We start from the raw sequence: 26,978 nt of genomic DNA on the forward strand, positions 1-26,978 counted from the left end.
GATGCAGAATGGACAGCATGATTACCAACATCATCTTCTTGTTTATTCCATTTGTTATATTGATTGGATTCGGAATTGAGATTTATGTGAAGAATCCGTCGAATCCCATGAACCGGGATACGATGATCCTCATGCTCTCCTTGAGCCTGTTCTTCCTGGGCGGGCTGGGCGTGTATGTGCTTCCGTTCGAATACGCCCGGCCGTCTGCTCTCTATGTGAAATATGCAAGCGTCTTCTTCTCCATGTCCATCGGACTTGCTTTCTTCAGCCATGTGAGCAGGATCCGGATGAACCGGGCCTTGCTTCGCATCCTCCGGCTTCTGCCGATGGCCGGAGCGGCCGCCATTTATCTTCGGATGCCCGGCATGACCCTGCTCCTGGAGAACAACGGCGGCTGGCCGGTAGAGCAGTTGGATTCCCGGCTGTGGATTCTGCTGCAGCTCACCGCGGCGTACAATTTCCTGCTGATGTTTGTCTTTCTTCTGATCGGAAGGAAGCAGAAGCGGTCCACGAAGCGCAGGTTCAAGGAGACCCAGCGACTGCGGATCATGCTGATCGGCTCGGTATACACGGTAGCATGGGCCCTTCTGACCACTGCCGCAGGATATGCTGCAGAGCCGTATCTGAACGGCCCCTTTCATGCGGCTCTCCGAAGCGAGCTTCCCGCCTACTGTATTCTGGTCTGGGCTTTAACCGTGCGCTATGCCATGGTGAAATACGACTTCCTTGCCGCTGCAGGCCGCAAGTTCGAGCTGCTGTTCCGTCTCTCCAACCAAGGAATTGCCCTGGTGAATGCTCAAGGGACTGCCGTGGAGAGCAATGCCGCTCTGCACCGGATTCTGGGGCTGCCCAACAAAGACGCCGCCGACGGCATCGATCTGGTCCCCTTCCTCCAGACGGAGGAAGCACAGCCGGTGAAACAGCTGTTCGTGGAGCACTTCGCCACCTTGACGCCGATTCAGACGGAGCTGCAGATTACGAATCTGCTCCGGGAAACGCTGATCCTCCAGCTCGACAGCGATTACATCGAGCTGGACGAGGAAATGCTGTGCTACCTGGTTGTCCGGGATATTACCGAGAAGAAGCACACGGAGAACAAGCTGCGGAAGCTGGCGTACCAGGACAGTCTGACAGGACTGGGCAACCGCGCCTTCTTCTTCGAGAGCATGCCGCCTCTCTTGGACGGGGCCGGGTCCGGCGGACACCTCTTGGCCCTTATGATGGCCGATCTGGATCAGTTCAAGCTGATCAATGATACCCTGGGCCATAGTGCAGGGGACCAAGTTCTGCAGCATGTGGCCCGGCAGATCGGTCGGGCACTGCCTGAGCAGGCCCTTGTAGTCCGTCTGGGAGGCGACGAGTTCGCCGTCTGTATCGGACTGAATGAGGAGGCAGAAGCGTTCCAGCATGCGGAACGGGTTATGGACGCCCTGCAGACTCCCCTAGAGCTGTTCGGCAAAATCTACACCGTCTCCGGCAGCATCGGCATCAGCTTTTATCCCGAAGACGGCTCTGCTCCGGAGGAGCTTCTCCGCAACGCCGATTCCGCCATGTACGTGGCCAAGCAATCCGGACGCAGCCGCTATTACCGGTACACCCCCAGCCTGAAGGCGTTGGCCGAACGCCATCTCTCCCTCTTCAACGGGCTCGGTCGGGCTCTGGAGAACGAGGAGTTTCTGCTGCATTATCAGCCGCAGATCGATATTGCCGCCCGCCGCATCGTCGGTGTGGAGGCATTGATCCGCTGGGACTCGCCGGAGCTGGGGCGCGTGTCCCCGGACCAGTTCATTCCCTTGGCGGAGGAGACCGGGGCCATCCTGGGCATCGGTGATTGGGTGCTGCGTCAGGCCCTCGGACAAGCGAGACTGTGGCATGCAGCCGGGTATACCGGTTTGACTGTTTCCGTCAATCTATCTGCCAACCAGCTGCAGAATCCCCATTTTGCGGGCCGCGTGGCGGAGCTGATCCGGGATGCAGGCGTTCCCGCCTCCATGCTGTGTCTCGAAATAACGGAGAGTGCGGCCATCACCAATGTGGACAAGTCCCTCTCCATCTGCAGGGAGCTGACGGAGCTAGGCGTGTCGCTGGCCATTGACGATTTCGGCATCGGGTATTCCTCTCTTAGCATGATGAATCGGTTCCCGTTCCGCTACATCAAGATCGACCGCTCCCTTATCCAGAATATCGTGGCGGATACCCGGGACGCTGACGTGGCGCTGACCATCATCGAGCTGGCCAGCCGGCTGAAGATGATCGTCATTGCCGAAGGTGTCGAGACCCCGGAACAGCTCTCGCTGCTGCAGGACTTCGGCTGCCAGGAGGCACAAGGGTATCTGATCGGCCGCCCCGTGGAGGCCGACCAGGTCACGGCCCTGCTCCGTCAAGATACGCCGACCCTCCCCCCTGCGGCATAAACCATGAAGAAGCGCCGGGCAGCAAGCCCGGCGCTTCTCTCTACAGCTCTTGATCTCTACGCGACGGCCGGAAGGCCAGCCACGTCATGTCGTCCCGCTGGGGCGTATAGCCGCGGAACTCCTCCAGCTCCTGGCGGAGGCGCTCCTTCACCTCGGCCAGAGGTCCGCCGCCGTTTTGCTCCAGCCATTCGATGAACCGGCTCTTGCCGTAGGAGTTGCCCTTGGCTCCGCCATTCTGGTCGAAGAGCCCGTCCGTCACCAGGTGCAGCTCCGCGTCCGAGCCGGACGGCTGCGGCACCTCCTGGCTGCGAAACTCGAAGTCCATCGGAGTCCGGGTGTAGCCGACGCTGCGCTTCTCCCCATCAAGCACCGTAACGCCAGACTCCGTCCGGACATACAAGCTGCAGCCCGCTCCGGCGAAGACCACCCGGCCGTCTGCCCCGATGTAGCAGAGGCCCAGGTCCAGCCCGTCATCGGTCCGCCCGCCCCGCTCTTCCTGCCGGAGTGTGGTCTTCAGCATGGTGTTCAAGAGCCCGATGATCTCACCGGGAGACAGCTGCCGCTGGCGCTCGATGATCCGGTCCAGCATGGAGACGGACAGCATGGTCATGAAGGCGCCCGGCACCCCATGGCCCGTACAATCTCCGACGGCGACCAAGCAGCCGTCCCGGTAGGGCCGTACCCAGTAGAAATCGCCGCCGACCACGTCCTTCGGCTTCCAGATCACCGCCGCCTCGCCTACGAAGCCGTGCAGCTGCTCCTCCGAAGGCTGGATCGTCTCCTGGATCCGGTGGGCATAGCTGATCCCGTCCATGATCTCTTCATTGCGCAGCGCCAGCTCCCGGGTCCGCTCGGACACCACCTGCTCCAGCTCCCGGTTCAACTCCAGCGCCCGCTTGTAGGGATTGGCCAGCCGGCGCGAGGTGAAGTAGAACATCACGATCACCGAGATGACGGTGATGATGACGGCCAGAATGGTATTGTTCTTAATGGTCTCCAGGAACGAAACCGTCTCGTTGCGCTCGATCAGCACCAGCAAGCGAAGATCCGTGGACTTCAGAGGGAAGCTGATCAGATCCGTCAGATTCCCCCGCTGGTTGCGGATCTCCATGATGGCGGAGGGGCCGCCGTAGCTGGCCTCCACCTTCCTCTTCACTTCTTCCGGAACAAAGTCGGTCAGGTTCCGTCCGTTATGCTCCGTCTGGTCCGACAGGAGCACCTGTCCGGAACGGTCCACCAGCCATACGTTGCTGCCCGGTCCGTACTTATAAGTCTGGAACTCCTTGGACAGCTCCTGCAGGTTCATGCCGACCCCGGCCACGCCTTCGGGCTTATCCGGATTCCCCATCAAGGCGTTGATGAACGCGAACGTGTCCTTCCGGACCTCGTTGTAGTCCACATCCACGAAGACCTTGGTCTTGGACTTCATGGCGTTGAAGAACCAGACATCGTCCGGGTCCGATTCGGACACCGTCTCGATGATGGCTCCGGACTCGGACCAATACTGCCGGGTGGTGCCGCTGACGATGAAGGAGCTGCTGTAGTCGAAGCCGGCCTTCAGGTAGTGCAGGCGCTCCACCGCGTAAGCGGTCAGCTCCGGGTCCTTCTCCCCGCCGGCCACCCATTGGCGAAGCAGGGTATCGTCCGATAAGATGACGGCCGTCTCCTGAGCCCGCTCCAGCCGGCCGTCTACCTGCCCTGCGATGGACTGGGCTATGGTGCCCAGCTCCTGCCTCTTCAGCTTATCGACCACGCCGTCCCGAGTGAACCAGTAGCCGAAGAAGCCGGTCATGATCATGGAGAGAACCATAAGAATGCTGGCCAGTATCATGACCTTATAGACGCTCCGGTCGTAGCCGTACAAGGGCTTGTCCGGTTTGCGGTCCGGCCCGGCACCTTTTTCTGTTCCGCCCATACCTACTCCGCCGCCTTCGGAATGATGCGGAAGGGCAGGCTCAAGTCCTCCTTGAACTCCTCCGCGCATTCCAGCTCATTCTCGTTCTCCGGGTCATAGTACCAGTTCAGGGCCACCCTTTTTCCCTCCGAATGAGCCTCGTCGAACTTCTCCAGCATCATCATGATGCACTTGGTGCTGCTGGTATTGATATAGGGGAGCTGCATCTCGATGGTAAGGGCCTGATCCTCCAGCTGCTTCAGACACTCATCCACCCACCCGAAAATCGGTTCGTAGAACTTAAACGCATTCTCCGGGTAGGATTGCCCCAGGAAACGCAGGATGTTGGACTCCGGTTCAAACCAGACCTCAGGGGTACTCTTGGTTGCCGTCAGATGTAATGGCTTCATGGCTTCTCCTTTCATCTATATCACAGCCTTCAAGCTAAAGAAGGACAAAGCGCCCTCCAGGGGGGTTACGGTATACTCAAGAGGCTTGGATGCTTTTCGTGCCATCTCGATCATGCCCAAGCCGGCGCTTGTCTCCCCAGGCTGTTCCGACATGATCGCTTCCTTGTACAGCTTCTTCAGCTCCGCCTTGTCCATGCCGGCCATCCGGTCGATCCGCTCCAGAAGCTGGGGCAGATCCTCATTTTCCACCATGTTGCCCGAACAGATGTAATAGCCGTCCTCCGCCCTGCCGATGGTCACGATGCTGGAGTTGCCAATGGCTTCATAGTTCGGGCTGCCGAGCTTGGCACTGACGTAATTCTTGATGTTCTGCGTCTGCTCGATATAGATGGCGAACACGTTGTATACCTCGCTCTTGGGACGCTCCTCCGTCTCCAGGTATTTCTTGACGGCTTCGCCGTATTCCTCAATCAAGCCTTGGGACAGTCTGCCCGAGAAGCTGATCAGGATGCCGTTATCCCGCAGGAATTTCTGCACTTCATATAGCCGGTTACCAAGCACAACCCTTCCCCCTTTATAGGATCTTATCATCACCGATCATCTGAACCGGCAATGTGAAATAAAAGACGCTCCCTCTGCTCCACCTGCTGTCAGCTCCGATGGCTCCTCCGTGGCGGGCCATGATCTCCTTGGCGATGGCCAGTCCCAGCCCGCTCCCCTCGATATCGGCCGCTTTGGGAAACGTACCCCGGTAGAAGCGCTCGAATACATGGGGCAGCTCCTCCTTCGGGATCCCCATTCCCGTGTCCTCTACCTCTACCACCAGGGCCGCCCCCGGAAGTGATGCTCCCTCCGGGAGACTTCTCTCCCAGCGGCCAGGGTCGGGCGGGCTCTCCAGCAGGAAGCGGATCTGCACCGTGCCTCCCGGAGGAGTGAACTTCAAGGCGTTGCCCACCAGATTGTTCATCACCTGCTCGATCCGGATCAGGTCGGCCTTGACGATGGCGGTCTGCCCCTCCGGAGCCGGGGTGCTTAACGGATGGACGTCCAGCCGGACGTTCTTCTTCTCCGCTTCCTGCAGGCCGAACCGGGACAGCGGCTCCACCACATCCTCCAGGAGAAGGTCCCGAAGCTGCATGCCCATCCGGCTGCCCTTCAGCCGGGCCATCTCGAACAGGTCTTCGATGAGCTGGTTCATGATCAGCACCTTGTCGTACATCGTCTGCAGGTAATGCCGGTCCAGAGGAACGATACCGTCCAGGAGGGCCTTCACATAGCCCTGAAGCGCAGTCATCGGCGTCCCCAGCTCATGGGCGATGTCTGAGATGACGTCCCGCCGCAGCTGCTCCATCTCCTTCAAGCTCTCGTTGGCCACACGGATCTCATGCTCCCGCTCGATCAGGGTGCGCCCTTGAATGTCACTGATCCGGGACAGCTTCATCGAGGTGCGCAGCAGCTTGCCGTATTGCTCCACCAGCTTCCGGTAGGGCTCCTCCAGCTGCGATCCCGTCACATCCGGCATCTCCAGCCGCTTTCGGGCCTCCTTCAGAGCCTCCAGCTCATCCTGAAACAGCTGCCTGCTCTCCAATCGGCTGTCGCTCACTAGCCTCTCCCCCTTTCTTACGCTCTAACGTCACATTATCTGACAACCATCTTCTTATTATAGGTCATAACCCTTCGTTGAAGCGACAAAAAAAAGCCGAAAGCCCGTCAAGATCGGCTTTCGGCTTCATTCGTTTATCCTGTTCGGCTAATCCAATTTAACGGTGCGGCCGGAGGCTTGGGATTCGAAGGCGCCCAGAATGACCTTCAGGGACTTCAACCCCTCCTCGCCGGTGATGAGAGGTTTCTTGCCGTTCACGATGCAATCGACGAAGGCATCGATGACGAAGCTGTTCACCTGCTTCGCATTGGTGGCGATAGCGCCCACTTTGTACTTCTCAACCGTGCCGTCGCGCAGCTCCACGATCACCTGATCGTCCGGGTGGGTGCCGACCTTCAGAACGCCGTTCTCACACCAGAAGATGCTGCTATTGTCTTCCCCTCTGTAGTAGGTCCAGCTCCCGACCAGCGTGCCGATGGCGCCGCTTCGCATCCGCAGGATGCAGGTGGCGTTGTCGTCCACCTCGGTGCCTTCCTTATGCAGCGTACCGATGAACGCCGATACCTCCGACACCTCGTCGGACAGCAGATGGCGGATCAAGTCGGACTTATGCACACCCAGGTCGCCCATGGCGCCCATGACCGCTTCCGGCTGGCGGAAGAACCAGCTGCCCTTGCCGTCCACGCTCCAGTTCTCAGGACCGCCGTGACCGAAGGCGGTGCGGAAGGTCAGCACCCTGCCCAGCCTGCCGGAGTCGAGAATTTCCTTGGCCTTCCGGTGGGGCGGCATGTACCTCTGGTTGTGGGCGACCATCAAGATCACGCCGTTGGCCTGAGCCGCCCCGATCATGGCCTGCCCTTCCTCCTCGGTAACGGCCATCGGCTTCTCTACGAGAACGTGAGCCCCGGCCTTCGCCGCAGCGATAGCCACGGGGGCATGCAGATAGTTCGGCGTACAGACGCTGACGGCGTCCACCTTTTCCTGCTTCAGCATCTCCTCGTAATCGGCATAGGCTCGGGCGCCATACTTCTCGGCGTAGAACTCGGCACGCTCCAGCACCGGATCCACGAAGGCGACCAGCTCCACATGGGCGTTATCCGCATACTCCGGAATGTGGCGGTGCTTGGAGATGGACCCGCATCCGACAACGGCGACTTTGATCAATTTCGACATGTTCGTTTCGCTCCCTAAGGTTCCATTATGGTTGTTCCTGCCTCTGGCGGCTTCAGGACCGGTCAGATGGATTGCAGATAGTGGCTCTTCAGCCAGACCAGACTGGTCTCGACGCAGGCAAGCGGCGGATTCTCGCAGCGGTCCTGCTCCACGATGATCCACTCAGCTCCCGCGTCAGAGGCGGCGCGGAGGATGTCCTCCAGCGGAAGTACGCCCCGGCCCAGCTCCAGCGTGTTGATCTGACCCTCCGGCGTCGTGCCGTTATAATCCTTCAGATGGACCAGCGGCAGCCGTCCCGCGTAACGGGCCATATACCCGAGGGTGTCCTGTCCGGCATACTGCACCCACCCGGCATCCATCTCCACCTGAACGGCATCCGCCGGGGTGGCTTGGTACATAGCGTCGAAGACGAATTCCCCGTCCACCTTATGCTCGAATTCGAAGGCATGGTTATGGTAGCAGAAAACAAGCCTTTCCTTGGCGCAAGCCTGGCCCGCCTCCGCGAAGAGGGCGAACAGCTCCTTCCAGGACACTTCCGACTGGAAGTCCTGAATGTTCAGCCAGGGGCAGATCAAGTATTTGGCACCGATGCCCTTCAGGTAAGCGATTTCAGCCTGCAGATCGCTCTTGATCGCAGCCAAGCTTACGTGGGCCCCTACCGCCTTCAGATTCAGCTCCAGCAGAAGCGCCTTCAAGGCTTCCGCCGGCATGCCGCCGTAGCCTGCGAATTCCACTCCTTCATAGCCCATAGCCGCAACCCTGCGCAGGGTTCCCTCGAAGTCTTCCGCCATCGCATCGCGAAGCGTATACAGCTGAAGCGCGATTCCCATTCTCCGCATGTTCATACCCCTCCATCTTCATCGTTCCCGTTGTTCCCATTATAAAAAACATCCTTTATAATGACTATAAACGATGTTGCTTGATACCTGAACGATCTGGCTATTATGCAGAGGAGCGGACGCCATGAACCACCTTGACCAGCTGTTAGCCTGCGGCTATTCCTATCACAGGCAGCCCTTCGGGCATGCCTCCAGCCAGATCTCCTATTATTTGTTCCGCCTGCAGACGGAAGGCAGCTGCCGGGCACTGGTCAACGGGGAGATGACGACGCTTGCCCCAGGAGACCTGCTGCTCTACCGTCCCGGGGAGCCTTACGAGCTTCAGATCGGCCCGGAGCCTCACGGGAAGGGTCAAGTGGCGAGCGGCGATTTCTACTTGTACTGCAGGGGGAGCTGGATCGACCGATGGTGGGAGGAATCCCCCAAATCAGGGCGGTGCCGCATCCATCCGGACGAGAATCTGATCTCCCTGTGGCGCCATCTTAATCTGGAGCACCGCCGGACAGAGGAACGGAACGAGGAGCTGGTGGCCTATCTCCTCCGCTCCCTGTGCCTGACCATCAGCCGGTTGGTCAAGGAGTCCGATACGCCCCAAGGACGCTCCTATACCGCCCTCCGCATGAAGAATTACATCGCGGAGCACGCCGTCACCCCCTTGAAAGTCGAGGATGTGGCTCGGCACGTGGACTTAAGCGTCTCCCGGGCGGTCCACCTGTTCAAGGATATCTTCGGCACGACGATGATCCGCTATGCCCAGGAGGTCCGGCTGGCATCCGCACTGGAGCGGATCCGGTACAGCGACATGTCTCTGGAACAGATTGCGGAAGCCTCCGGCTTTCCCAGCTATACGTACTTTCACCGGGTGTTCCGGGACAAGTACCGCATGTCTCCTTCCGAATACCGCCGGAATGCAGCCGCTTCCGCTTCGGCCCCCATCACTAAGGAGTGACGGGCCATACCTCCCATCCATGAATAAAGACCGCCCCGTGGGGCGGTCTCCTTTATGTGTAGGAAAATTACGGATTAACCTTGGATTTGAACACTTGCTTGCCATCCTTGAATTCCACGACGACGGCAGATTTCACAGGGTCATGGGTTTCATTAAGAGTCAGTACACCGGTAGCCAGCTTCAGATCCTTGGTCTTGGCCAGGGCATCCTTGATCTTCTCGGGCTCGGCAGCCCCTGCACGCTTGATCGCATCCGCCAGCAGCTTGGTCGCGTCATAGCTAAGAGCGGCCAGCGCGTCCGGAACTTCATTGTTGTAGTCCTTCTTATAAGCGGTAACGAAGGCCTGAACCTCAGGGGAGGTATCGTCCGCTGCGTAGTGGTTGGACATATAGGTGTTGTTCAGCGCGTCTTTGCCTGCGATCTCGAACAGCTGCGGGGAATCCCAGCCGTCCCCGCCCATCATAGCGGCCTTGATGCCCAGCTCTCGGGCTTGCTTCACGATCTTGCCCACTTCTTCATAGTAGCCCGGAACGTAGATGAAGTCCGGATTCTTCTCCTTAATGCGGGTCAGCACGGCTTTGAAGTCCGTGTCCTTCTGCTGGTAGGATTCCTCGGCCAGAATCTTGCCGCCGTTCTTGGTGAAGGTTTCCTTGAAGTACTTCAGAAGCCCCTTCGAATAGTCGCTGGAGGAGTCGGAGAAGACCACCGCTGTCGCTGCCTTCAGCTCCTTCTGTGCGAAATCAGCCGCTACCTTCCCCTGGAACGGATCGATGAAGCAGGTGCGGAAGGCAAAATCATTCACTTTATTCGTCCGCTCGTCTACGGTGATCTTCGGATTCGTTGCGGTAGGGGTAATGAGCGGAACCTTCTTCTCCTGGGCAACCGGCAGCGCCGCCAGCACGTTGGTGGAGGTGACCGGACCCAGCAAAGCGACGACCTTGTCGTTGGAGATCAGCTTCTGTGCGGCACGGGTGGACTCTTCGGATTTGGAGGTGTTATCCGCCTGGACAATCTCCAGCTGCTTGCCGAGAACGCCGCCTGCGGCGTTGATCTCCTTGACCGCCAGCTTCACGCCCTTCAGGGAGGAGCTGCCGAAGGAGGCTTGACCGCCTGTCAGCTCGAAGTTGGCGCCGATCTTAATGGTTCCGCCTGTAGCCGCTGCTGTGGATGCTGCAGCCGTGGACGCCGCCGGCGATGCTGCAGTAGTCTCCTCTTTCTTGTCCCCGCAGCCTGCGAGGGGGGCCACTGCCAATACAAGGGCCGCTGTTGCCGCTAACCAAGATTTCTTCATGGTGGTTTCCCTTCCTTCTCTTCTAATTAGAGTGCCATTATTCTGAACGTGCCGATACACGTTGCAGTCGGGTGAATCAATGACCGAGATACGCCATCTTGATCTCGTCCGATTGGGCCAGCTCGTCGGCCGGTCCGGTCAGAACGACCTTACCGGTCTCCAGCACGTAGGCCCGGTGCGCCACCTTCAGCGCTTGGTTGGCGTTCTGCTCCACGAGCAGGACGGTCGTGCCCTGCTTGTTGATCTCTTCGACGGTGCGGAAGATCTCCGCAACCAGGAGCGGAGCCAAGCCCATGGAGGGCTCATCCAGCAGAAGGAGCTTGGGGCGGGCCATCAGCGCCCGTCCGATGGCCAGCATCTGCTGCTCACCGCCGGACAGCGTGCCCGACAGCTGCTTTCTCCGTTCCAGAAGGCGCGGGAAGCGTGTGAATACCGCCTCCATATCTTTGCGGATCTCCGCGTGGTCCTTGCGCAGGTAAGCTCCCAGCTCCAGATTCTCCTCCACCGTCATGTTGGCGAAGACCCGGCGGCCCTCCGGACAATGGACCAGCCCCTGGGATACGATGGCGGTCGGATTCTCCCCGGCGATAGGCTTGCCCAAGAAGGTGATGCTACCGCTCTTCGGCTTCAAGAGGCCGGACAACGTCTTCAGGAGCGTGGATTTGCCGGCGCCGTTGGCTCCGATGAGCGTCACCACTTCCCCTTCGTTCACCTCGAGGCTGACTCCCTTCAGCGCGTGAATAGCCCCGTAATATACGTCGATGTTGTCTACGTTCAGCATGCTTACGCCTCCTGTCCCAAGTACGCCTCGATAACCTTCGGGTCGGACCGGATCTCCTCCGGCGTGCCGTCGGCGATCAGCATCCCCCGGTCCAATACATAAATGCGGTCACAGACGCCCATGACGAGGGACATATCATGCTCAATCAAGAGAATCGTCAGATCGAACTCCTCGCGGATCCACCGGATCAGGTGCATAAGCTCCGTGGTTTCCTGCGGATTCATGCCGGCGGCAGGCTCGTCGAGAAGCAGGAGCTTCGGGCGGGCTGCCAGAGCACGGGCGATTTCCAGCCGGCGCTGGTTGCCGTAGCTCAGGTTCTTGGCGACCTCATGGCGCAGATGGTCCAGCTTGAAGATCTTCAGAAGCTCCAGCGCTTCCTTGGTGATCTCCTGCTCTCCCTTGAAGAAGCCGGGGAGCCGGAGGAAGGTGGTCCATACATTATGGCGGGCATGCTGATGGAAGGCGATCTTGACGTTGTCCTCCACGGTCATGCTGCTGAAGAGACGGATATTCTGAAAGGTGCGGGCGGCCCCCTTGCGGTTGATCCTGTACGGCTTCATGCCCCCGATGGATACGCCGCCCAGCAGCACCTGGCCTTCGGAGGGCTCGTATACGCCGGTCAGCAGGTTGAACAAGGTCGTCTTACCGGCGCCGTTGGGACCGATCAGGCCGATCAGCTCCCCTTTGTCCAGGTACAGCGATACATCGGTCAAAGCCTTCAGGCCGCCGAAGGATCGTCCCGCATTCTTAACGTCAAGAAGCGCTTGGGATGTTTTCACGGTCATTGCCGGCCGCTCCTTTCTTCTTGAAGAGATTGCCGAACATGCTGTAGGCGAATTCCTTGGTCCCCATCAGGCCGCCCGGCCGGAAGATCATCATCATAATCAGCAGCACGGAATAAATGATCATCCGCAGCTCCGGGTAATCCTGCAGCAGGGTGAACACCGTCGTCAGGATGACGGCGCCTACGATAGCGCCGGTGGTGCTCCCCAAGCCGCCCAGCACGACGATGACGAGAATCTCGAAGGACTTCATGAAGTTGAAGCTCGTCGGATTGATGACGTAGAACTTATGAGCGTACAAGCCGCCGCCGACGCCGGCGAAGAAGGCGCCGATGACGAAGGCGATGACCTTATAGATGGTGGTGTTGATCCCCATGGATTCGGCGGCGATCTCGTTCTCGCGGATCGCGATGCAAGCCCGTCCGTGGGTGGATTTCACGAAATTCTGGATCAGGACCACGGTGATGACGGTGACGAAGAAGACATAGGTCCAGGTCGTCTTGGCAGGAATACCGCTCAAGCCCGAAGCGCCTCCCACATACTCCGTATTGAGCAGAATGATGCGGATGATCTCGCCCAAGCCCAGGGTGGCGATGGCCAGGTAGTCTCCCTTCAGGCGAAGGGTCGGAATGCCGATCAAGAAACCGAACACCGCCGCAAGGGCGCCCCCGCAGGCCAGCGCAACGGGAAACGGCGCGTTGTAGTCCAGCGTGAGGATGGCCGACATATAGGCTCCGATGGACATAAAGCCCGCATGCCCCAGGGAGAATTGTCCGGTGAACCCGTTGATCAGGTTCAAGGATACGGCAAGCACGATGTTGATGCAGATCAGAATCAGCGTGGTTTCGGCCACGTCATTTATCACTTCACCGGATACAAGCGTTTGTACGATAAAGTACACGGCTGTAAGAAGAACCAGCATAATGCCGAAAGGTTTGGCCGCTTTGAGCATGGATGCCACCTACACTTTCTCCCGGACGTTCTTCCCGAACAGACCGGACGGCTTGAAGATCAAGATAAGGATCAGGACGGCGAACGCGACTCCGTCACGCCACAAGGAATAGCCGATGGAGGAAATGCCGGTCTCTACGGTGCCGAGAAGCAGGCCGCCGACCAAGGCTCCGGGGATGCTGCCGATGCCGCCCAATACGGCGGCCACGAAGGCCTTCAGTCCGGGAAGCACGCCCATCAGCGGATCCACGGAATTGTAGGTCATCCCGAAGATGACGCCCGCCGCTGCCGCCAGCGAGGAGCCGATGGCGAAGGTGGAGGAGATGGTCCGGTCCACGTTGATGCCCATCAGACGGGCTGCTTCCATATCGAAGGAGACGGCGCGCATGGCCTTGCCGGTCTTCGTCTTCTGAACGATGTAGTGAAGGAGGATCATAAGGAGGATCGTAAGCATAAGAATCATGATCTGGTTGGTATCGATCTGGACACTGCCGAAGAGGTTGATCTGCTTCTTGGCGATGATCTCGGGGAAGCCCTTGGCCTGAGGCCCGACGATGAAGATGCCGCCGTTCTCCAGGAGGAACGATACGCCGACGGCGGTGATCAGGACTGCGATCCGGGAAGCCGCCCGCAGCGGACGGTAGGCGGTGCGCTCAATGACCATACCGAGCAGGGCGCTTGTTCCCATGGCGAACACCAGCGCGATCAGGAACACGAGCACGGAGGGAAGATTGTACTTCTCCAGCCCCTTGGTCACGTACAACCCGGCGAAGGCTCCGAACATGAAGACATCGCCATGGGCGAAGTTTATGAGCTTAATAATGCCGTATACCATCGTATAGCCAAGGGCGATCAGAGCATAAATGCTGCCTACCGACAGGCCGTTGATGGTCTGTTGAATAAAATATTCCATTGCCGCACCCCTTAGATAATTGTGTGTATAAATATCATTGTGTAAGTTGTGTGTAATATAATATAACACACTAATTGACCCGTGGCAAGTAACCTAACACCACCTTCTGTTTTCCACCGTTTGGACACAAACGTCTCCTGCATACGGACAAAAATTCTGTATTGTTACATACAATAACACAAAAGAGCTATTTTGTGATTTGACTTTATCTTGCATTTGTGTCCAGATTTTTAACAATTGTGTTTTGGTCAATTATTTCAGCGTTGAAACGTTAGCGGGCGAAAGTGGTGACCCCCCGCCCTTAGCGGACGAGGCCTCCGGGAGTTTCTTCCAGTGCCGCGGACCCGACGGATTCGGGCGACAAACCTCCTCTCACCTGCAGGGGATCGCCTTCTAAGCCCGTGTTGCCCTGCGTCTTACGATTAGGCATCCTGCTTAAGCCATGTCAGCTTAACTCGCAAAGGTATAGGAGCATCTGTCCACGTATTGTATACAGTTCACAGTTTACCCTTCCCCTGCATTCACGAAGCAAGTCAGAACCACCGGCTAAGCGGACGGGACCCTAATCAACGGCACATTTACCTTTCATTGATCCTGTTCCCCTTCATCGGACTCGATGAAAGGCATTAATGCCGTTGCTCAGGGGGTGAGGCCCCCCTCTCTCCCTTTTACCGAACTAATCAACGGCGCATTTGCCCTTGATCTCGGACTATGGGTTTGATCCGAGTGATCAACGGCAATTGTGCCTTTGGTTGCGACATAGGTCCCGGAATCACGCTCCCCGTAGAGCGGGCGCCCTACAGTCGAACGAAAACAAAAAAAGAGAAGGCCCCCCGAAGGGACCTTCTCATCATGACTCGTATGTATGGATCATTACTTGCCTTTCTTTGCGTGGGAGCCGTCGCATTGACCTTGAGCGTTTTGAGTGTTGCCGCATCCGCATTGAGCCATTTCGTTCACCTCCACCTCTATTATTTAGAATTACTATGTTATGATAATAACACTTATGCTTACTTTTGTAAAGTGGTTTACGAAAAGTTACTAAATGATAATGATTATCTTTCTCAATCACTTCGAAGCTGTGCCCCTCCTGCCAGCACCTCCCTGCCCAAATTAAGCTGGGGTTAAGGTTCCCTTCATCCCTCCTTCAGGTTCGGCCCCCATAATGAGGCCATGAAGACGATTCCAACCACCCCATACGAAAGGGAGTTTACCCATTGACCAAACCCCAAGCAGCAGCATCCGCCCCCCGGGCGGTTCAAACCGTAGAGACGAAGCCGGGCAGCCGGATCTGGATGATCACCTCCATCGCCTTGTTCGTCGCCCTCGCGGCCTATGTTATTGCCGTGCCTCCGGGCCAAGGCTCCAAGGAGGAGACTGTGGCCAAGGTCAACGGGACGTCCATCTCGAAGACCGCGCTGTATGACGCCCTGGTGGCCGCCGGCGGAAGCCAGACGCTGCAGAACCTGATCAGCGAAGAGCTGGTGAAGCAGGAAAGCGACAAGGCCGGCATCAAGATCACCGACGCCGATCTCGAGAAGGAAATGGCCGACATCAAGAAGAATTTCTCCAGCGATGAACAATTCCAGGCAGCCTTAACCCAATACAACATGACCTTGGACAAGCTGAAGGCCGACATGACCGTCCAAGCCCAGCTGCGCAAGCTGCTGGAGCCCCAGGTTAAGGTAACTGATGACGACGTGAAGAAATATTATGACGAGAACCTTGAATCCCTGAAGACGCCCGAGCAGGTCCGCGCCTCCCACATCCTCGTGAAGACCAAGGAGGAAGCGGAGACCGTTCTGGCCGATCTCAAAAAAGGCGGCGATTTCGCCGCAATCGCCAAGGAAAAGTCCCTGGATCCGGGCTCCAAGGAGCAAGGAGGAGATCTGAACTTCTTCTCCAAGGGCATGATGGAGGAGCCGTTCGAGACCGCAGCCTTCGCCCTGAAGGTAGGCGAGCTCTCCAGTGTGGTGGAGACCAGCAATGGCTTCCACGTCATCAAGCTCACCGATCATAAGGATGCCGCCACCCCCACCCTGGACCAAAAGAAAGACGAGCTGCACGAGAAGCTCGTGTCGGAACAGATCTCCACGCTGTCCTCCTCCTGGATTCAGGAGAAGACCGCCGCTGCTTCCATCCAAACCTTCCTGAAATAACCACCGTGCCGGCCGCCTCCAGCAGCCGGCAGCAAGGCCCGAGACCCAAGTCTCGGGCTTTTTGACGTGCAGCAGGACAAGTCTGTGTCATATATGTTCACATAAAAAACCATTGATTTCTGAAAATGACCGCTGTAACATAAGATAAACTGTAAGGTTTGTCAGATTACACGACATGTCCCAACGAACCCAAACCGATTCTGAAGGGGTGGTGACTATTGATTGAATTCCGGAAGGTGAACAAGCATTACGGCAAGTTCCATGTATTGAAGGATGTGGATCTGCAGATCCGGGAGGGCGAGGTCGTCTGCGTCATCGGCCCCTCCGGCTCCGGCAAGAGCACACTCCTGCGCTGCATCAACCGGCTGGAGACCATCTCCGGCGGGGAGCTTGCCGTAAACGGCGTGCCGCTGCACGAGAAGAAGATCGATATCAACGGCTTCCGCCGGAATATCGGCATGGTGTTCCAGCATTTCAACCTGTATCCGCACAAGAAGGTGCTGGATAACATTATTTTGGCTCCAATGAAGGTGTTGGGACTCAGCCGAGAGCAGGCTGTCCAGACGGCCATGTCCTATCTGGATCGGGTGGGCATCGCGGACAAGGCGCACCACTACCCCTCCCAGCTGTCGGGCGGCCAGCAGCAGCGGGTCGCCATAGCCCGGGGCTTGGCCATGAAGCCCAAGATCATGTTATTTGACGAACCGACGTCTGCCCTGGATCCCGAGATGATCGGGGAGGTGCTGGACGTGATGCGCTCCCTGGCGCATGACGGCATGACTATGGTGGTTGTGACCCACGAGATGGGCTTCGCCCGCGAGGTGGCGGACCGCACCGTGTTCATGGATCAGGGACAGATTCTGGAGGTTGCACCATCCGAAGCGTTCTTCGCCAGCCCGCAGGAGGAGCGCGCCCGCGTCTTCTTAAGCCGGCTCCTGCACCATTAACGCTCATTATTCCATTCGAGAGGGGATTGTATCCGATGAACAAACGCTCTTATCTGGCTCTGCCCTTGACCCTTATGCTGATGCTGGTCACCATTCTGGCCGGCTGCGGCGATAAGGAGACCTCCGCTCCCGCCGCCTCCACCGCCCCGGCCGCCTCCGCGGGGGCCGCTTCCGCCAAACCGGCGGAGCCGAAGATCGACAGCAAGACCCTGGATGCCATCAAGAAGCGCGGCAAGCTGGTGGCCGGCGTGAAATTCGACACCAATCTGTTCGGTCTGAAGAACCCGGCCAACGGCAACGTGGAGGGCTTCGACATCGACATCGCCAAAGCGCTGGCGAAGAAAATTCTGGGAGATGAGACGAAGCTGGAGCTGAAGGAGGTCACCTCGAAGACCCGGATCCCCATGCTGCAGAACGGGGAGATCGACATCATCATCGCCACCATGACCATCACCGAGGAGCGCAAGCAGCAGGTGGAGTTCAGCGATGTGTATTTTAAGGCGGGCCAGGCCTTGCTGGTGAAGAAGGGCAGTCCGATCAAGAGCCTCGCCGACGTGAAGAAGGGCGTCAAGGTGCTGTCCGTGAAGGGCTCCACCTCCGCCAAGAACATCCGGGAGAAAGCGCCGGACGCCACCGTGCTGGAGTTCGAGAACTACCAGGATGCGTTCACCGCGCTGAAGGCCGGCCAAGGCGACACCCTGACTACGGACAACGCCATCCTCTTCGGGATGATGAAGCAGGATCCGGGCTATGAAGTGGTGGGCGACACGTTCACGGAGGAGCCTTACGGCATGGCCATCGTCAAGGGCGACACCGGGTTCGCCGGCGTAGTCAACGAGCTGCTGAAGGACCTGAAGGCCAGCGGGCAATACGACAAGCTGTACGAACAGTGGATGGGCGTCAAGCCGTCCAAATAAGCCCGGAAGGGTGAGGGTATGACCAAATTCGACTTCAACGTTCTGGTGAACCACTGGGACCGGTATATGGAGGGCTTCTGGAACACGGTGCAGGTCAGTCTCATTGCCCTTGTCGGCAGCTTCCTGCTGGGAGCGCTGGTGGCCGTTCTCCGCATCGCGCCCGTCAAGGCGCTGAACGCAGTCGGTACGGTGTACGTGGAGTTCATCCGCAACATTCCGCTGCTGCTGGTCGTGTTCTTCTTCTACCTGGGGCTGCCTTCCCTGGGGATCCCATTGGACGGGTTCGTGTCCGGGACCTTGGGATTGACGGTGTATACGGCATCCTTCATCGCAGAGGCGATCCGCGCCGGGATCCAGACCGTGCCGAAGGGGCAGTCCGAGGCCGCCCGGTCCTCGGGGTTGACATACATGCAGACCATGCTGCACATCGTCCTGCCCCAGGCCATCAAGATCGTGCTGCCGGCCATCGGGAACCAGTTCATCAACCTGGTGAAGAACTCCTCCATCCTGGCGGTCGTCGCCGGCATGGATTTGATGTACTACGCGGACCTGATCAATTCCGATACGTTCCTGCCGCTGCCCGTGTACACGTTCGTGGCCCTGTTCTATCTGGTGCTGACCGTTCCGCTCAGCCTGGCGGTCCACTATATGGAGCGCCGGTTCGCCAGAAGCTCGTAGGAAGGAGGCGGAACCATGGATTTCAGCGGAGCTTACGCGTCCGACAACCTGCGCTTTATTCTGGAGGGCTTCCTCGTCACCCTGGAGGTGGCGTTCCTCTCCATTGTGTTCAGCTTCATCCTGGGAACGGCGGCAGGCGTGCTGCGTTATACGCGGATCCCGGCCGTCTCCCAAGCGACGGGCCTGCTGGTGGACATCATCCGGAACCTGCCCCTGCTGCTTATCATCTTCTCCATCAAAATGGTGCTTCCCCAGCTGGGCGTGAAGCTCTCCGTCTTCTGGTCCGCCGTGGCGGGACTCTCTCTCTTCGAGGGCGCCATGGTGGCGGAGATCGTCCGCAGCGGCCTGAAGTCCATCGACCGGGGGCAGATCGAGGCGGCCCGGTCTTCAGGGCTCAGCTACCTGCAGACGCTGTGGCACATCCTGCTGCCCCAGGGCCTCCGGCGCATGTCGCCGCCGATGGTCAGCCAGTTCATCTCGCTCTTGAAGGATACGTCGCTGGCCGTCATCATCTCGCTGCCGGAGCTCATGCACAACGTCCAGATCGTCGGCGGACACAACTTCAACTACGTGATCCCCGCTCTGATCCTGGCGGCGCTCCTGTACTTCGGCATCAACTACACGCTGTCCATTGTCGCCCGGCGTCTAGAGGCCCGCGCCCTCTAGAAGGACTCCGGGCGGGCCGTGGCCGCAGCCGACGGCAAATAAGCCCCTGCTCCGGGAGAAGAGGGAATCTCTTCCTCCAGGGCAGGGGCTTGGCGTGTCTGTGGACTCGATGGTCGCCGGCGGCCCTTATGCCTACCGCAGCGCCCACAGCGCGTCGGCCACGGCCGCCGGGGTGACCTCGAAGGGCATGTGGGCCATCGGCCCGTCGGCGGAGCAGGCTGCAACGGCAGCGGGGAGCAAGTCGTCCCGAGCCGCGCCGCTCAGGCCGATGTCCGCCAGGCAGACCGGCAGCCCCAGGGCCCGGTTGAAGGCGGCCGCTTCGTCCTGCTCCGCACGGGGCACTCCCTCCAGCTGCAGCTGGACGAGAACGCAGAAGGCGACCAGCTCCCCATGGAGCAGGCGGCGGGCTTCGGGCAGAAGCGTCAGCCCGTTGTGCACCGCATGGGCCGCCGCCAGGCCGCAGCCCTCGAAGGCCAGGCCGCTCAGGAGCAGGTTCGCCTCCACGATGCGCTCCAGCGCCTCCGTCGCCTGACCTGCCGCGCAGGCGTCCCGGGCAGCGGCGGCATGCTCCAGCAGCGTCTGGCGGCACAGCTCCGCCACGGCCATGGCCGCCAGGGTGGGCCCCGCCGTGCGGCGGGCTTCCGCCGACCGCAGGTTCGCCCGCGCTTCATAATAGGTGGACCAGGCGTCTCCGATGCCGGCCACCAGGAAGCGCACCGGCGCCCGGGCGATGATGCCCGTGTCGACGAGGACCACGTCGGGCGGCCGCCGGAGCTGCAGGTACCGGGAGAGCTCCCCGGTCTCCCGGTACACCACGGCCAGGGAGCTGCAGGGGGCGTCCGTCGAGGCAATGGTCGGCACGATGATGACGGGCAGGTCCAGCGCGTGCGCCACGGCCTTGGCCGCGTCCAGCGCCCGTCCGCCACCCAGTCCGACCACGACCGTGCCGCCGCCCGAGTCGCACAGCCCGGCCAGCCGCTCCACCTCCGCCTCCGTGCAGAGCCCGCCGAAGGCTCCGGACACGAGGCGGAAGGAGACCCGCTCCTGGGCCGCCCGGAGCCCGCCGGCCACCCGCTCCTGATCCTCTGCCGAAGCGACCAGAAAGCCGCTTCCCCCGTACGCTTGCACATAGGTGCCGATCTCCTGCAGCGCTTCTACTCCTTGAACATATCGCGAAGGCGATTGAAAGACCCGGATCATGGAAAACCCTCCGATTTATTGGTCTGCTTACTTATTTTTTGTTACAATGAATAGGTGAGTATTATACTTTAATTATAAAGGAGTCGATTCTGCATGTACGATATCGCCATTATCGGAGCAGGCCCCACCGGAGCCAGCGCCGCCCTGTTCGCCTCCAAGGCCGGCAAGAAAACCTTGGTCCTCGATAGCAATCAGAGCATTACCAAGCGCGCCTGGCTTGAGAACCACTACGGTGTAGACGCCATCTCCGGCCCGGACCTGGTGGAGAACGGCAAGAAGCAGGCCGCCAAGTTCGGCGCCGAGCTGATCGAAGGCAAAGCGACCTCCGTTCAAGCGGAGGGCGAAGGCTTCACCATCCAGACCGAGGCCGGCGCCTCCTACAGCGCCAAGCGCGTCATCCTGGCCACCGGCCTTCTGACTGACCTGGCCGAAGCCTCCGGCATCGCCACGAAGCCGGGCACCGAGCCCCGCGTGAAGACCGTCATTGCGACCGACGCTGCAGGTCAAACCAACGTGGCCGGCATCTATGCCGCAGGCGGCGCCGCCGGCACCAGCCTGCACACCATCATCACCGCCGGCGACGGCGCGCGGGTGGCCATCAACATCCTGAGCGAGCTGAACGGCGAGCGTTATGTCGATCATGACGTGCTGAAGGCCTAAGCCGCCTCATCTTGGCAACGAACACCGTCATCAACGGAGCTCCCGCAGGAGCTGCCGGAGATGGCGGTGTTTTTTGGTCTTGACGGGCTCCTGCGGCCGGGGTACCATGTGTGAAACTCTTTCACATCGGAACCGCTCTTCCCGCACAATCCCGCATCCGGAAAGGAACGTTACAGATGGGTCCCCTGCTTCTTGGCCTTGCATCCGCCTTTTTCTTCTCCGTCACCTTCGTCTTGAACCGGGAGATGGAGCTGTCCGGCGGAAGCTGGATGTGGAGCGCCTCGCTCCGCTACCTGTTCATGCTGCCCCTGCTCTTCGGCGTGGTCTCCCTCCGCGGAGCCCACGGACTGACTCCCTTGCTCCGCTCCATGCGCGCCAAGCCCGGCCCTTGGCTCCTCTGGAGCACCGTGGGATTCGGGCTGTTCTATGCGCCTCTCTGCTATGCGGCCACTTATTCTCCCGGCTGGCTCATCGCCGGCACATGGCAGATCACCATCATCTCCGGCTCTCTCTTGGCCCCCTTCTTCTGGCGGACCGTGCAGACGCCGGAAGGGCCACTCCAGGTTAGAGGCCGGATCCCCGTCAAGGGAATCGCCATGTCCGGCATCATCCTGGCGGGCGTCGTCCTGCTCCAGGCGGAGCAGGCGGGCAGCCTCTCCCCATGGGAGACCGCTGCCGGGATCCTTCCCATCCTGGCCGCCTCCTTCGCCTATCCGCTCGGCAACCGCAAGATGATGGAGGTGACCGCCGGCGGACTGGATCCGTTCCAGCGCATTCTCGGCATGACGGTCGCCAGCCTGCCGGTCTGGCTGGTGCTGTCCGCCGCCGGGCTTGCCCTGGACGGCCCCCCCAGTCCGGGGCAGGTGACCCAGTCCCTCTTGGTCGCCGTATCGTCCGGCGTGATTGCCACCGCCCTCTTCTTCCGGGCCACGGACCTGGTGAAGGGCAGCATGAGCCGGCTGGCGGCGGTGGAGGCGACCCAGTCCACGGAGGTGCTGTTCACCCTGGCCGGCGAGACGCTGCTCTTCGCCGCCCCGCTGCCCTCCGCCCTCTCGTGGGTCGGCATCGGAACCGTCACCGCCGGCATGCTGCTGCACAGCTATATATCCGCCCGGGCCGTCTAGGCCCCTCTTCCGGCAGCCCGCACGGGAGGCCGGTTTTTTTATTCAAAGGCAATGGCCTTCAACACGTTCCCCGCGAAGTCCTTCACCCGGAAGCCCGATTCCTCCAGCACGCCGTACGAGGCCGCATAATGCTCCTTCGGCAGGGAGACGGAGCCCGGATTCAGCACGTAGACGTCCCCTCTCTTGTCCGCCACCGGAATGTGGGTATGCCCCTGGATGAAGATGTCGCCGGCCGACAGATGCGGCAGACTCTCCATGTGGTGATGGTGCCCGTGGGTGGCGAAGATACGCCGGCCTCCCTGGAACAACACCGCGTATTCGGCCAGAACCGGGAAGTCGATCAGCATCTGGTCCACCTCTGCGTCGCAGTTGCCCCGGACCGTCATGATCTTATCCTTCACCGCATTGAGCCGGGCCGCCACCTCCTTCGGATTATAGTCCTCCGGCAGCGGATTCCGGGGCCCATGATACAATAGATCCCCCAAGCTCAGGATGTAATCCGCCTGCTCCTCGCCGAACTTCTCCAACGCCCGCTCCAAGCCCGCCAAGGACCCGTGAATATCCGATATAACCAGCAGCTTCATCGATTCGCCCTCCCGCATCTAAGTTACTCCAGCATGGTTCGTTGTCCATATGTGCCTACTATACCAAAACACGCCCGCCCCCACACGGGAACGGACGGTTTTGACAAGAATTCGTAACGGGTGGGGAGCCGGAGCTCCCCGCGAGCCGCAGGCGCGGCCGACTTGCCTCTAGGATGCCTTCTTCTCCGGCTTGCCTGGAATTACGAGCCGGGAGTTCCCCATGTAGGGTACGAACACCAGAGCCAATACGGCGGGAACAAGTGCCCAAAGGAACATGGTGGAGATGGAGGAGGACAGCGCAGACACGATATGGTCCATCACTTCCTTCGGAATGGACGCCCGGCGTTCGGGCGACAGCAGCTCCCGGGTATTGCCCATCGTCTGGCCCCCCGGTCCGCCTGCGCCGCCGAAGACCTCCTCCAGCTTGCCCTTCAGCAGGTTCCGCTGCATTATGCCGAAGACGGTCAAGCCGACGGTCATGCCCAGGGACCGGACGAAGGACATGGTGGAGCTGGCGGAGCCCCTCTGGCGCATATCGAAATCATGGATGCCCGACATGCCGAGGACCGAGAAGGAGAAGCCGACTCCCAATCCGGCGACGATCATGAACAGCGTCAGAGCGGTCTGGGAGGTGCCGGGGTCGATGGTCGACAGCAGCCACGTGCCGGCGATCAGGATCACGGCGGATACCAGCATGATGTTCCGGTACGAGGTCTTGGTGGAGGCGAAACCTCCGATCTGGGCCGCCGCCACGGAAGCCAGCGTCATGGGCAGCAGGATCAGTCCCGAGTTCGTGGCCGAACCCCCGCGGACCCCCTGCACGAAGATCGGAATGTACATGGCGAAGGTGATGAAGGCCGCCCCGTAGAACAGGCCGATGATCGTACTCGCTGCGAACAGCCGCTTGCGGAACATGCTGAAGCTGACGATGGGCTCGGCCGCCTTGGTCTCCGCATAGAGGAACACGGCGGTCAGCACCGCCGCTCCGGCGAACAGGGAGAGAATGACGGAGGAGTCCCACGCAAACTCCTGGCCACCCAGCTCCAGGGCGAACATGAGGCAGACGACGGCGCCCACCAGCGTGGCCGCACCCCACCAGTCGATCCGCTGCTTGGAGTGCTCCAACGATTCCTTATAGAAGACCAGGAGCAGAACCAGCGCCACCAGACCGATCGGCACATTGATGTAGAAGATCCAGCGCCAGTGGATATGGTCCGTAATGTAGGCGCCCAAGAGCGGCCCGATGAGGCTGGACGCCCCGAAGACGGCGCCGAACATTCCGCCCATGGCCCCTCTTTTCTCCGGCGGGATGATGTCGAAGAGGATCGTGAAGGCGATAGGCATCATGGCCCCGCCCCCGATGCCTTGAATGGCGCGGTAAACCGACAGCTCGATAATGTTGTGTGCCGTCCCGCAGAGCACAGAGCCCGCCAGGAACAGCAGGATGCCCAGCACAAAAAACCGCTTCCGCCCGTACATATCGGACAGCTTGCCGAAGATCGGCATTCCGGCCATCTCCGTGACCAGATAAGCGGAGGTGACCCAGACGAACTTGTCGAGTCCTCCCAGGTCGGCCACAATGGTGCCCATGGCCGTAGCCACGATCGTGTTGTCGATGGCCGCCGTAAAGATTCCCAGCAGAAGACCTGCCAGGACGAAGCCCATATGGGTTTGTTTCACACTCATAGCGATATTGCTCCTCCTCTAGATTAATGCTTGGTTTTCCGTTGAACCCTGGAGCTCCGGTGAATCACCAGCGTCTCCGTATATTCCACTTCCCCGATGGTACAGCCCGGACCGATGACGACGCGCTTGCCCCGGACCGTATCGGCCTTCGTATGCGCCAGCTCCACCCGGTCCGCTTCAATGAGAGCCGCCGTCAGACAAGAAGGTCCCTGGGGACGGAACCATTCCTTCATGCTCTGCAGCCGGCTTCGGCTCACCCGGACCGTACCCCCTGCCACCTCCTGTGCGCTGCAGGGACCGAACAACCGAATATCCAGCTCCCCGGCATTCAACAGGCCTGCGGCCCGGAAGCCGCCTTTGACGCTCAGGTGCTCGCATTCCCAATCTCCATCCGCCTCCAGCCACCCTCTCATCCGCATGCGGCCGGCCTTCACACGGCCATGCACCCGGATCTGGCCCAGAGAGAAGGCCGCTCCCGCCCGAAGATCACCCTCCACGTCCCCTTCGCCGCTCAGCTTCATCAGCTCGGCCGTGAGGCTGCCGGCCGCCTTAAGGTTTCCCGTACACTTCAGCGTGCCGCAGCTGACGTCCCCCGTCATATGGGACTCCCCGACGATATGGATGCTGCCGTACTCGCCTCCGGACACATCCCCGGTTCCCGTGATCCGGATCTTGCGCGATGCTCTTGCCCCTGCCATCGTCATCCCTCCTCTATGTCTTCGGATCTACATCAACCGCTGCACGCTGGAACCCACCCGCGCCGAGGGATGGATAGTCAGCTGCCCGCCGTATTCCACATGACGGATTATGCACCCCGGTCCGATGACCACCCGGTTGCCCCGGACGGCCTCCGCCGTCGTCTCCTCGATCTCGAGGTCATCCCCTTCAATCAGTCCCGCCGTCAGATGCGGCTGGAAGTAGGGGATCAGCCAGCCCAGCAGCCGGGTCCAGTTGGACCTGCCGCTGGTGCTGACCCGGATCCTGGCGCCTCCCATCTCCCGCACCTCGCTGCGTCCCTGCAGGAAAATCTCGATGTCTCCCGCATTCAACAGCCCCTCCACGGTGAATCCCCCTTCCACCTGGAGGCGCTCCGCCTCGCAATCGCCGGTGATCGTGGCCAAGCCCTCGACCAACACATCGCCGCCGCGAAGGCGTCCGTTCCACCGCGCCTGACCCTCCACATACAGCTTGGGGGCGCTCATGCCGCCGTCCACCTTGATTTTGCCATGGAGCTCGCAGCCTTCGAGGCAGGTTACCTCCCCCTCCACCGTACCGATGCCGTCCACCCGGAGCGTATCACAGACCAGGGAGCCATCGACCCGTGCTATGCCCTCCATCCGCACATGACGGTAGATGCCGCCTGCACCGCCGCCGATCCCCTTCAGATTCAGATCCGGCTTGTTCGAGATCATCCCGCTCATCCTGCTCTCCCCTTCCGTTATCCTAACCGCCTGTGAAGCTCCTCGGCGACAACCTCCATCGGCTGCCGGAGGACCAGCTGAACACTCCGTTCCGCGCACCATAGAATACCCGCCGGCACCAGCTGGCACACCGACACGCCCGACTTGCGGAGCAGCAGCAGGTCGCAGCGCCCGTTCTCGAACCGGGTGAAATGCTCGCCCAGCGTATCCAGCACCAGGTCCCCTTCCTCCTCCAGCATCCCGCCTGCAGCCAGCAGCTTCTCCACCGTATACAAGATCAGGATCCGGTCGAACCGGTAGGTACCCGCCGTCCTCTGCGGAGCGCCATAACGGCGCAAGGTCCGTTCGCTCACGATGCCGCGAAGAACCAGCTCCTTGCCGCTCAGCGCGTAATCCGCCGCATAAGGGGACAGCTTTCCCGCCAGCTCGTCGAGGGGCAGCTCCTCCTTCATCTCCTGGATCTTGGCGATCCGCGGCAGGATCAGGACTCGGGGAAAAAAGGTTTCCTGCCCCGTGAAGGTGGACTTGCGGATGAACCATTCCTCCGGAATCAGCTGCTTCCGCTTCCATCGGTATAATTGCCCGTAGGAGATGCCCGCCTCCTCCAGCAGCTCCTTCTTCGAGATCAGCTCTTGATCGTCCACTCGATGCTTCACCCCGCTGTCCATGTAACATAACATTGTTACGCTGACTCGGCATAACGATCCTGCTGTCGATGCCCTTAGTATACTCTCCGCCAAAAATCCGGCACAGCGGCGCGGGATGGAAATCGGCCTCGGTCTCGAGACCGATATGCGAGGGCGGCATCCGACATCGCCAACAAGCCATAGCCACCGGCCGGTGCCTTCCATCCCCCGCTCTTCCATCTGATCAACGGCACATTTGCCTTTGGTCCGTCATGTTCTCCTTCATCCTACTCACTCAGCGGCATTTAAG

26 protein-coding genes are annotated in these 26,978 nt (G+C 60.0%); 9 read left to right on the plus strand and 17 right to left on the minus strand.

The genetic code is table 11. The features are described 5' to 3' along the window. Nucleotides 1-8 precede the first annotated feature (8 nt). On the plus strand, nt 9-2,414 hold the full coding sequence (locus tag ACSEXW_RS16235; RefSeq protein ID WP_438447218.1) for a putative bifunctional diguanylate cyclase/phosphodiesterase: 2,406 nt from the start codon (nt 9-11) through the stop codon (nt 2,412-2,414). Nucleotides 2,415-2,454: 40 nt separating this feature from the next. Here ACSEXW_RS16235 and ACSEXW_RS16240 read toward each other — a convergent pair whose 3' ends face one another. The 6 genes from ACSEXW_RS16240 to ACSEXW_RS16265 all read right to left on the minus strand — a co-directional run bounded on the left by ACSEXW_RS16240 (nt 2,455) and on the right by ACSEXW_RS16265 (nt 8,333). Beyond that, complete coding sequence (locus ACSEXW_RS16240) at nt 2,455-4,329, minus strand: SpoIIE family protein phosphatase (RefSeq protein WP_438447219.1); 1,875 nt, start codon at nt 4,327-4,329, stop codon at nt 2,455-2,457. A gap of 2 nt (nt 4,330-4,331) precedes the next feature. Next, entirely contained in the window at nt 4,332-4,718 is a 387-nt protein-coding gene (locus ACSEXW_RS16245) for a DUF1987 domain-containing protein (RefSeq protein ID WP_438447220.1), read from the minus strand. 15 nt (nt 4,719-4,733) lie between these two features. Next, nucleotides 4,734-5,279, minus strand: a complete 546-nt coding sequence (locus ACSEXW_RS16250) for a SiaB family protein kinase (protein WP_438447221.1) — start codon at nt 5,277-5,279, stop codon at nt 4,734-4,736. Nucleotides 5,280-5,292: 13 nt separating this feature from the next. Continuing rightward, complete coding sequence (locus ACSEXW_RS16255) at nt 5,293-6,321, minus strand: sensor histidine kinase (protein ID WP_438447222.1); 1,029 nt, start codon at nt 6,319-6,321, stop codon at nt 5,293-5,295. 147 nt (nt 6,322-6,468) lie between these two features. Beyond that, the gene (locus ACSEXW_RS16260; RefSeq protein ID WP_438447223.1) at nt 6,469-7,494 is read right to left on the minus strand and encodes a Gfo/Idh/MocA family protein; all 1,026 of its coding nucleotides are present in this window, start codon (nt 7,492-7,494) and stop codon (nt 6,469-6,471) included. A 62-nt stretch (nt 7,495-7,556) separates the two neighbouring features. Further along, on the minus strand, nt 7,557-8,333 hold the full coding sequence (locus ACSEXW_RS16265) for a sugar phosphate isomerase/epimerase family protein (protein WP_438447224.1): 777 nt from the start codon (nt 8,331-8,333) through the stop codon (nt 7,557-7,559). 124 nt (nt 8,334-8,457) lie between these two features. On the opposite strand from ACSEXW_RS16265, the gene ACSEXW_RS16270 reads away from it, so the two are divergent. Beyond that, nucleotides 8,458-9,282 (plus strand): helix-turn-helix transcriptional regulator, encoded by an 825-nt coding sequence (locus ACSEXW_RS16270; RefSeq protein ID WP_438447225.1) that lies wholly within the window; start codon nt 8,458-8,460, stop codon nt 9,280-9,282. Between the two features lie 67 nt (nt 9,283-9,349). Here ACSEXW_RS16270 and ACSEXW_RS16275 read toward each other — a convergent pair whose 3' ends face one another. The 5 genes from ACSEXW_RS16275 to ACSEXW_RS16295 all read right to left on the minus strand — a co-directional run bounded on the left by ACSEXW_RS16275 (nt 9,350) and on the right by ACSEXW_RS16295 (nt 14,000). Next, the gene (locus ACSEXW_RS16275; protein ID WP_438447226.1) at nt 9,350-10,573 is read right to left on the minus strand and encodes an ABC transporter substrate-binding protein; all 1,224 of its coding nucleotides are present in this window, start codon (nt 10,571-10,573) and stop codon (nt 9,350-9,352) included. A gap of 76 nt (nt 10,574-10,649) precedes the next feature. Then, nucleotides 10,650-11,354 (minus strand): ABC transporter ATP-binding protein, encoded by a 705-nt coding sequence (locus tag ACSEXW_RS16280; RefSeq protein ID WP_438447227.1) that lies wholly within the window; start codon nt 11,352-11,354, stop codon nt 10,650-10,652. Between the two features lie 2 nt (nt 11,355-11,356). Then, nucleotides 11,357-12,139, minus strand: coding sequence for an ABC transporter ATP-binding protein (locus tag ACSEXW_RS16285; protein WP_438447228.1), 783 nt, complete (start codon nt 12,137-12,139; stop codon nt 11,357-11,359). Next, nucleotides 12,108-13,088, minus strand: a complete 981-nt coding sequence (locus tag ACSEXW_RS16290; RefSeq protein ID WP_438447336.1) for a branched-chain amino acid ABC transporter permease — start codon at nt 13,086-13,088, stop codon at nt 12,108-12,110. The genes ACSEXW_RS16285 and ACSEXW_RS16290 overlap by 32 nt, the downstream gene beginning before the upstream one ends. A 9-nt stretch (nt 13,089-13,097) precedes the next feature. Continuing rightward, the gene (locus tag ACSEXW_RS16295; protein ID WP_438447229.1) at nt 13,098-14,000 is read right to left on the minus strand and encodes a branched-chain amino acid ABC transporter permease; all 903 of its coding nucleotides are present in this window, start codon (nt 13,998-14,000) and stop codon (nt 13,098-13,100) included. Nucleotides 14,001-15,217: 1,217 nt separating this feature from the next. On the opposite strand from ACSEXW_RS16295, the gene ACSEXW_RS16300 reads away from it, so the two are divergent. From ACSEXW_RS16300 to ACSEXW_RS16320, 5 genes are all read left to right on the plus strand, one after another. After that, nucleotides 15,218-16,159, plus strand: coding sequence for a peptidylprolyl isomerase (locus tag ACSEXW_RS16300; RefSeq protein ID WP_438447230.1), 942 nt, complete (start codon nt 15,218-15,220; stop codon nt 16,157-16,159). 218 nt (nt 16,160-16,377) lie between these two features. After that, a complete protein-coding gene (locus ACSEXW_RS16305) occupies nt 16,378-17,106 on the plus strand; it encodes an amino acid ABC transporter ATP-binding protein (RefSeq protein ID WP_438447231.1) in 729 nt (242 codons plus the stop codon). A gap of 35 nt (nt 17,107-17,141) precedes the next feature. Further along, on the plus strand, nt 17,142-18,023 hold the full coding sequence (locus ACSEXW_RS16310; protein ID WP_438447232.1) for a glutamate ABC transporter substrate-binding protein: 882 nt from the start codon (nt 17,142-17,144) through the stop codon (nt 18,021-18,023). Between the two features lie 18 nt (nt 18,024-18,041). Continuing rightward, nucleotides 18,042-18,701: an amino acid ABC transporter permease gene (locus tag ACSEXW_RS16315; protein WP_438447233.1), complete on the plus strand. Its 660-nt coding sequence runs from the start codon at nt 18,042-18,044 to the stop codon at nt 18,699-18,701. Between the two features lie 15 nt (nt 18,702-18,716). After that, nucleotides 18,717-19,367, plus strand: a complete 651-nt coding sequence (locus tag ACSEXW_RS16320) for an amino acid ABC transporter permease (protein ID WP_438447234.1) — start codon at nt 18,717-18,719, stop codon at nt 19,365-19,367. 132 nt (nt 19,368-19,499) lie between these two features. Here ACSEXW_RS16320 and ACSEXW_RS16325 read toward each other — a convergent pair whose 3' ends face one another. Further along, complete coding sequence (locus ACSEXW_RS16325; protein ID WP_438447235.1) at nt 19,500-20,567, minus strand: glycerol dehydrogenase; 1,068 nt, start codon at nt 20,565-20,567, stop codon at nt 19,500-19,502. Between the two features lie 93 nt (nt 20,568-20,660). Here ACSEXW_RS16325 and ACSEXW_RS16330 point away from each other — a divergent pair, with 93 nt between their 5' ends. Both ACSEXW_RS16330 and ACSEXW_RS16335 read left to right on the plus strand, forming a co-directional pair. Beyond that, nucleotides 20,661-21,227 (plus strand): NAD(P)/FAD-dependent oxidoreductase, encoded by a 567-nt coding sequence (locus ACSEXW_RS16330; RefSeq protein ID WP_438447236.1) that lies wholly within the window; start codon nt 20,661-20,663, stop codon nt 21,225-21,227. Between the two features lie 176 nt (nt 21,228-21,403). Continuing rightward, entirely contained in the window at nt 21,404-22,351 is a 948-nt protein-coding gene (locus tag ACSEXW_RS16335) for a DMT family transporter (RefSeq protein WP_438447237.1), read from the plus strand. Nucleotides 22,352-22,389: 38 nt separating this feature from the next. Here ACSEXW_RS16335 and yfcE read toward each other — a convergent pair whose 3' ends face one another. The 5 genes from yfcE to ACSEXW_RS16360 form a co-directional block, all read right to left on the minus strand. Beyond that, the gene (yfcE, locus tag ACSEXW_RS16340; RefSeq protein WP_438447238.1) at nt 22,390-22,935 is read right to left on the minus strand and encodes a phosphodiesterase; all 546 of its coding nucleotides are present in this window, start codon (nt 22,933-22,935) and stop codon (nt 22,390-22,392) included. Between the two features lie 168 nt (nt 22,936-23,103). After that, a complete protein-coding gene (locus tag ACSEXW_RS16345) occupies nt 23,104-24,621 on the minus strand; it encodes an MDR family MFS transporter (protein ID WP_438447239.1) in 1,518 nt (505 codons plus the stop codon). A 23-nt stretch (nt 24,622-24,644) separates the two neighbouring features. Next, complete coding sequence (locus ACSEXW_RS16350) at nt 24,645-25,319, minus strand: bactofilin family protein (RefSeq protein ID WP_438447240.1); 675 nt, start codon at nt 25,317-25,319, stop codon at nt 24,645-24,647. Nucleotides 25,320-25,346: 27 nt separating this feature from the next. Beyond that, nucleotides 25,347-26,042 (minus strand): polymer-forming cytoskeletal protein, encoded by a 696-nt coding sequence (locus tag ACSEXW_RS16355; protein WP_438447241.1) that lies wholly within the window; start codon nt 26,040-26,042, stop codon nt 25,347-25,349. A 17-nt stretch (nt 26,043-26,059) separates the two neighbouring features. Further along, complete coding sequence (locus tag ACSEXW_RS16360; RefSeq protein WP_438447242.1) at nt 26,060-26,686, minus strand: DUF4004 family protein; 627 nt, start codon at nt 26,684-26,686, stop codon at nt 26,060-26,062. Nucleotides 26,687-26,978: the final 292 nt, after the last annotated feature.

It is taken from the genome of Oryzibacillus soli (genome assembly GCF_051594765.1).
GTDB lineage: Bacteria > Bacillota > Bacilli > Paenibacillales > NBRC-103111 > Paenibacillus_AR.

Coding starts and splice junctions, on each gene's coding strand:
- ACSEXW_RS16335 (WP_438447237.1), top strand. CDS start 21,404: ATGGGTCCCCTGCTTCTTGGCCTTGCATCCGCCTTTTTCTTCTCCGTC.
- ACSEXW_RS16280 (WP_438447227.1), bottom strand. CDS start 11,354: ATGCTGAACGTAGACAACATCGACGTATATTACGGGGCTATTCACGCG.
- ACSEXW_RS16260 (WP_438447223.1), bottom strand. CDS start 7,494: ATGTCGAAATTGATCAAAGTCGCCGTTGTCGGATGCGGGTCCATCTCC.
- ACSEXW_RS16240 (WP_438447219.1), bottom strand. CDS start 4,329: ATGGGCGGAACAGAAAAAGGTGCCGGGCCGGACCGCAAACCGGACAAG.
- ACSEXW_RS16330 (WP_438447236.1), top strand. CDS start 20,661: ATGTACGATATCGCCATTATCGGAGCAGGCCCCACCGGAGCCAGCGCC.
- ACSEXW_RS16270 (WP_438447225.1), top strand. CDS start 8,458: ATGAACCACCTTGACCAGCTGTTAGCCTGCGGCTATTCCTATCACAGG.
- ACSEXW_RS16265 (WP_438447224.1), bottom strand. CDS start 8,333: ATGCGGAGAATGGGAATCGCGCTTCAGCTGTATACGCTTCGCGATGCG.
- ACSEXW_RS16325 (WP_438447235.1), bottom strand. CDS start 20,567: ATGATCCGGGTCTTTCAATCGCCTTCGCGATATGTTCAAGGAGTAGAA.
- ACSEXW_RS16350 (WP_438447240.1), bottom strand. CDS start 25,319: ATGGCAGGGGCAAGAGCATCGCGCAAGATCCGGATCACGGGAACCGGG.
- ACSEXW_RS16245 (WP_438447220.1), bottom strand. CDS start 4,718: ATGAAGCCATTACATCTGACGGCAACCAAGAGTACCCCTGAGGTCTGG.
- ACSEXW_RS16320 (WP_438447234.1), top strand. CDS start 18,717: ATGGATTTCAGCGGAGCTTACGCGTCCGACAACCTGCGCTTTATTCTG.
- ACSEXW_RS16285 (WP_438447228.1), bottom strand. CDS start 12,139: ATGACCGTGAAAACATCCCAAGCGCTTCTTGACGTTAAGAATGCGGGA.
- ACSEXW_RS16355 (WP_438447241.1), bottom strand. CDS start 26,042: ATGAGCGGGATGATCTCGAACAAGCCGGATCTGAATCTGAAGGGGATC.
- ACSEXW_RS16310 (WP_438447232.1), top strand. CDS start 17,142: ATGAACAAACGCTCTTATCTGGCTCTGCCCTTGACCCTTATGCTGATG.
- ACSEXW_RS16290 (WP_438447336.1), bottom strand. CDS start 13,088: ATGCTCAAAGCGGCCAAACCTTTCGGCATTATGCTGGTTCTTCTTACA.
- yfcE (WP_438447238.1), bottom strand. CDS start 22,935: ATGAAGCTGCTGGTTATATCGGATATTCACGGGTCCTTGGCGGGCTTG.
- ACSEXW_RS16315 (WP_438447233.1), top strand. CDS start 18,042: ATGACCAAATTCGACTTCAACGTTCTGGTGAACCACTGGGACCGGTAT.
- ACSEXW_RS16275 (WP_438447226.1), bottom strand. CDS start 10,573: ATGAAGAAATCTTGGTTAGCGGCAACAGCGGCCCTTGTATTGGCAGTG.
- ACSEXW_RS16235 (WP_438447218.1), top strand. CDS start 9: ATGGACAGCATGATTACCAACATCATCTTCTTGTTTATTCCATTTGTT.
- ACSEXW_RS16295 (WP_438447229.1), bottom strand. CDS start 14,000: ATGGAATATTTTATTCAACAGACCATCAACGGCCTGTCGGTAGGCAGC.
- ACSEXW_RS16345 (WP_438447239.1), bottom strand. CDS start 24,621: ATGAGTGTGAAACAAACCCATATGGGCTTCGTCCTGGCAGGTCTTCTG.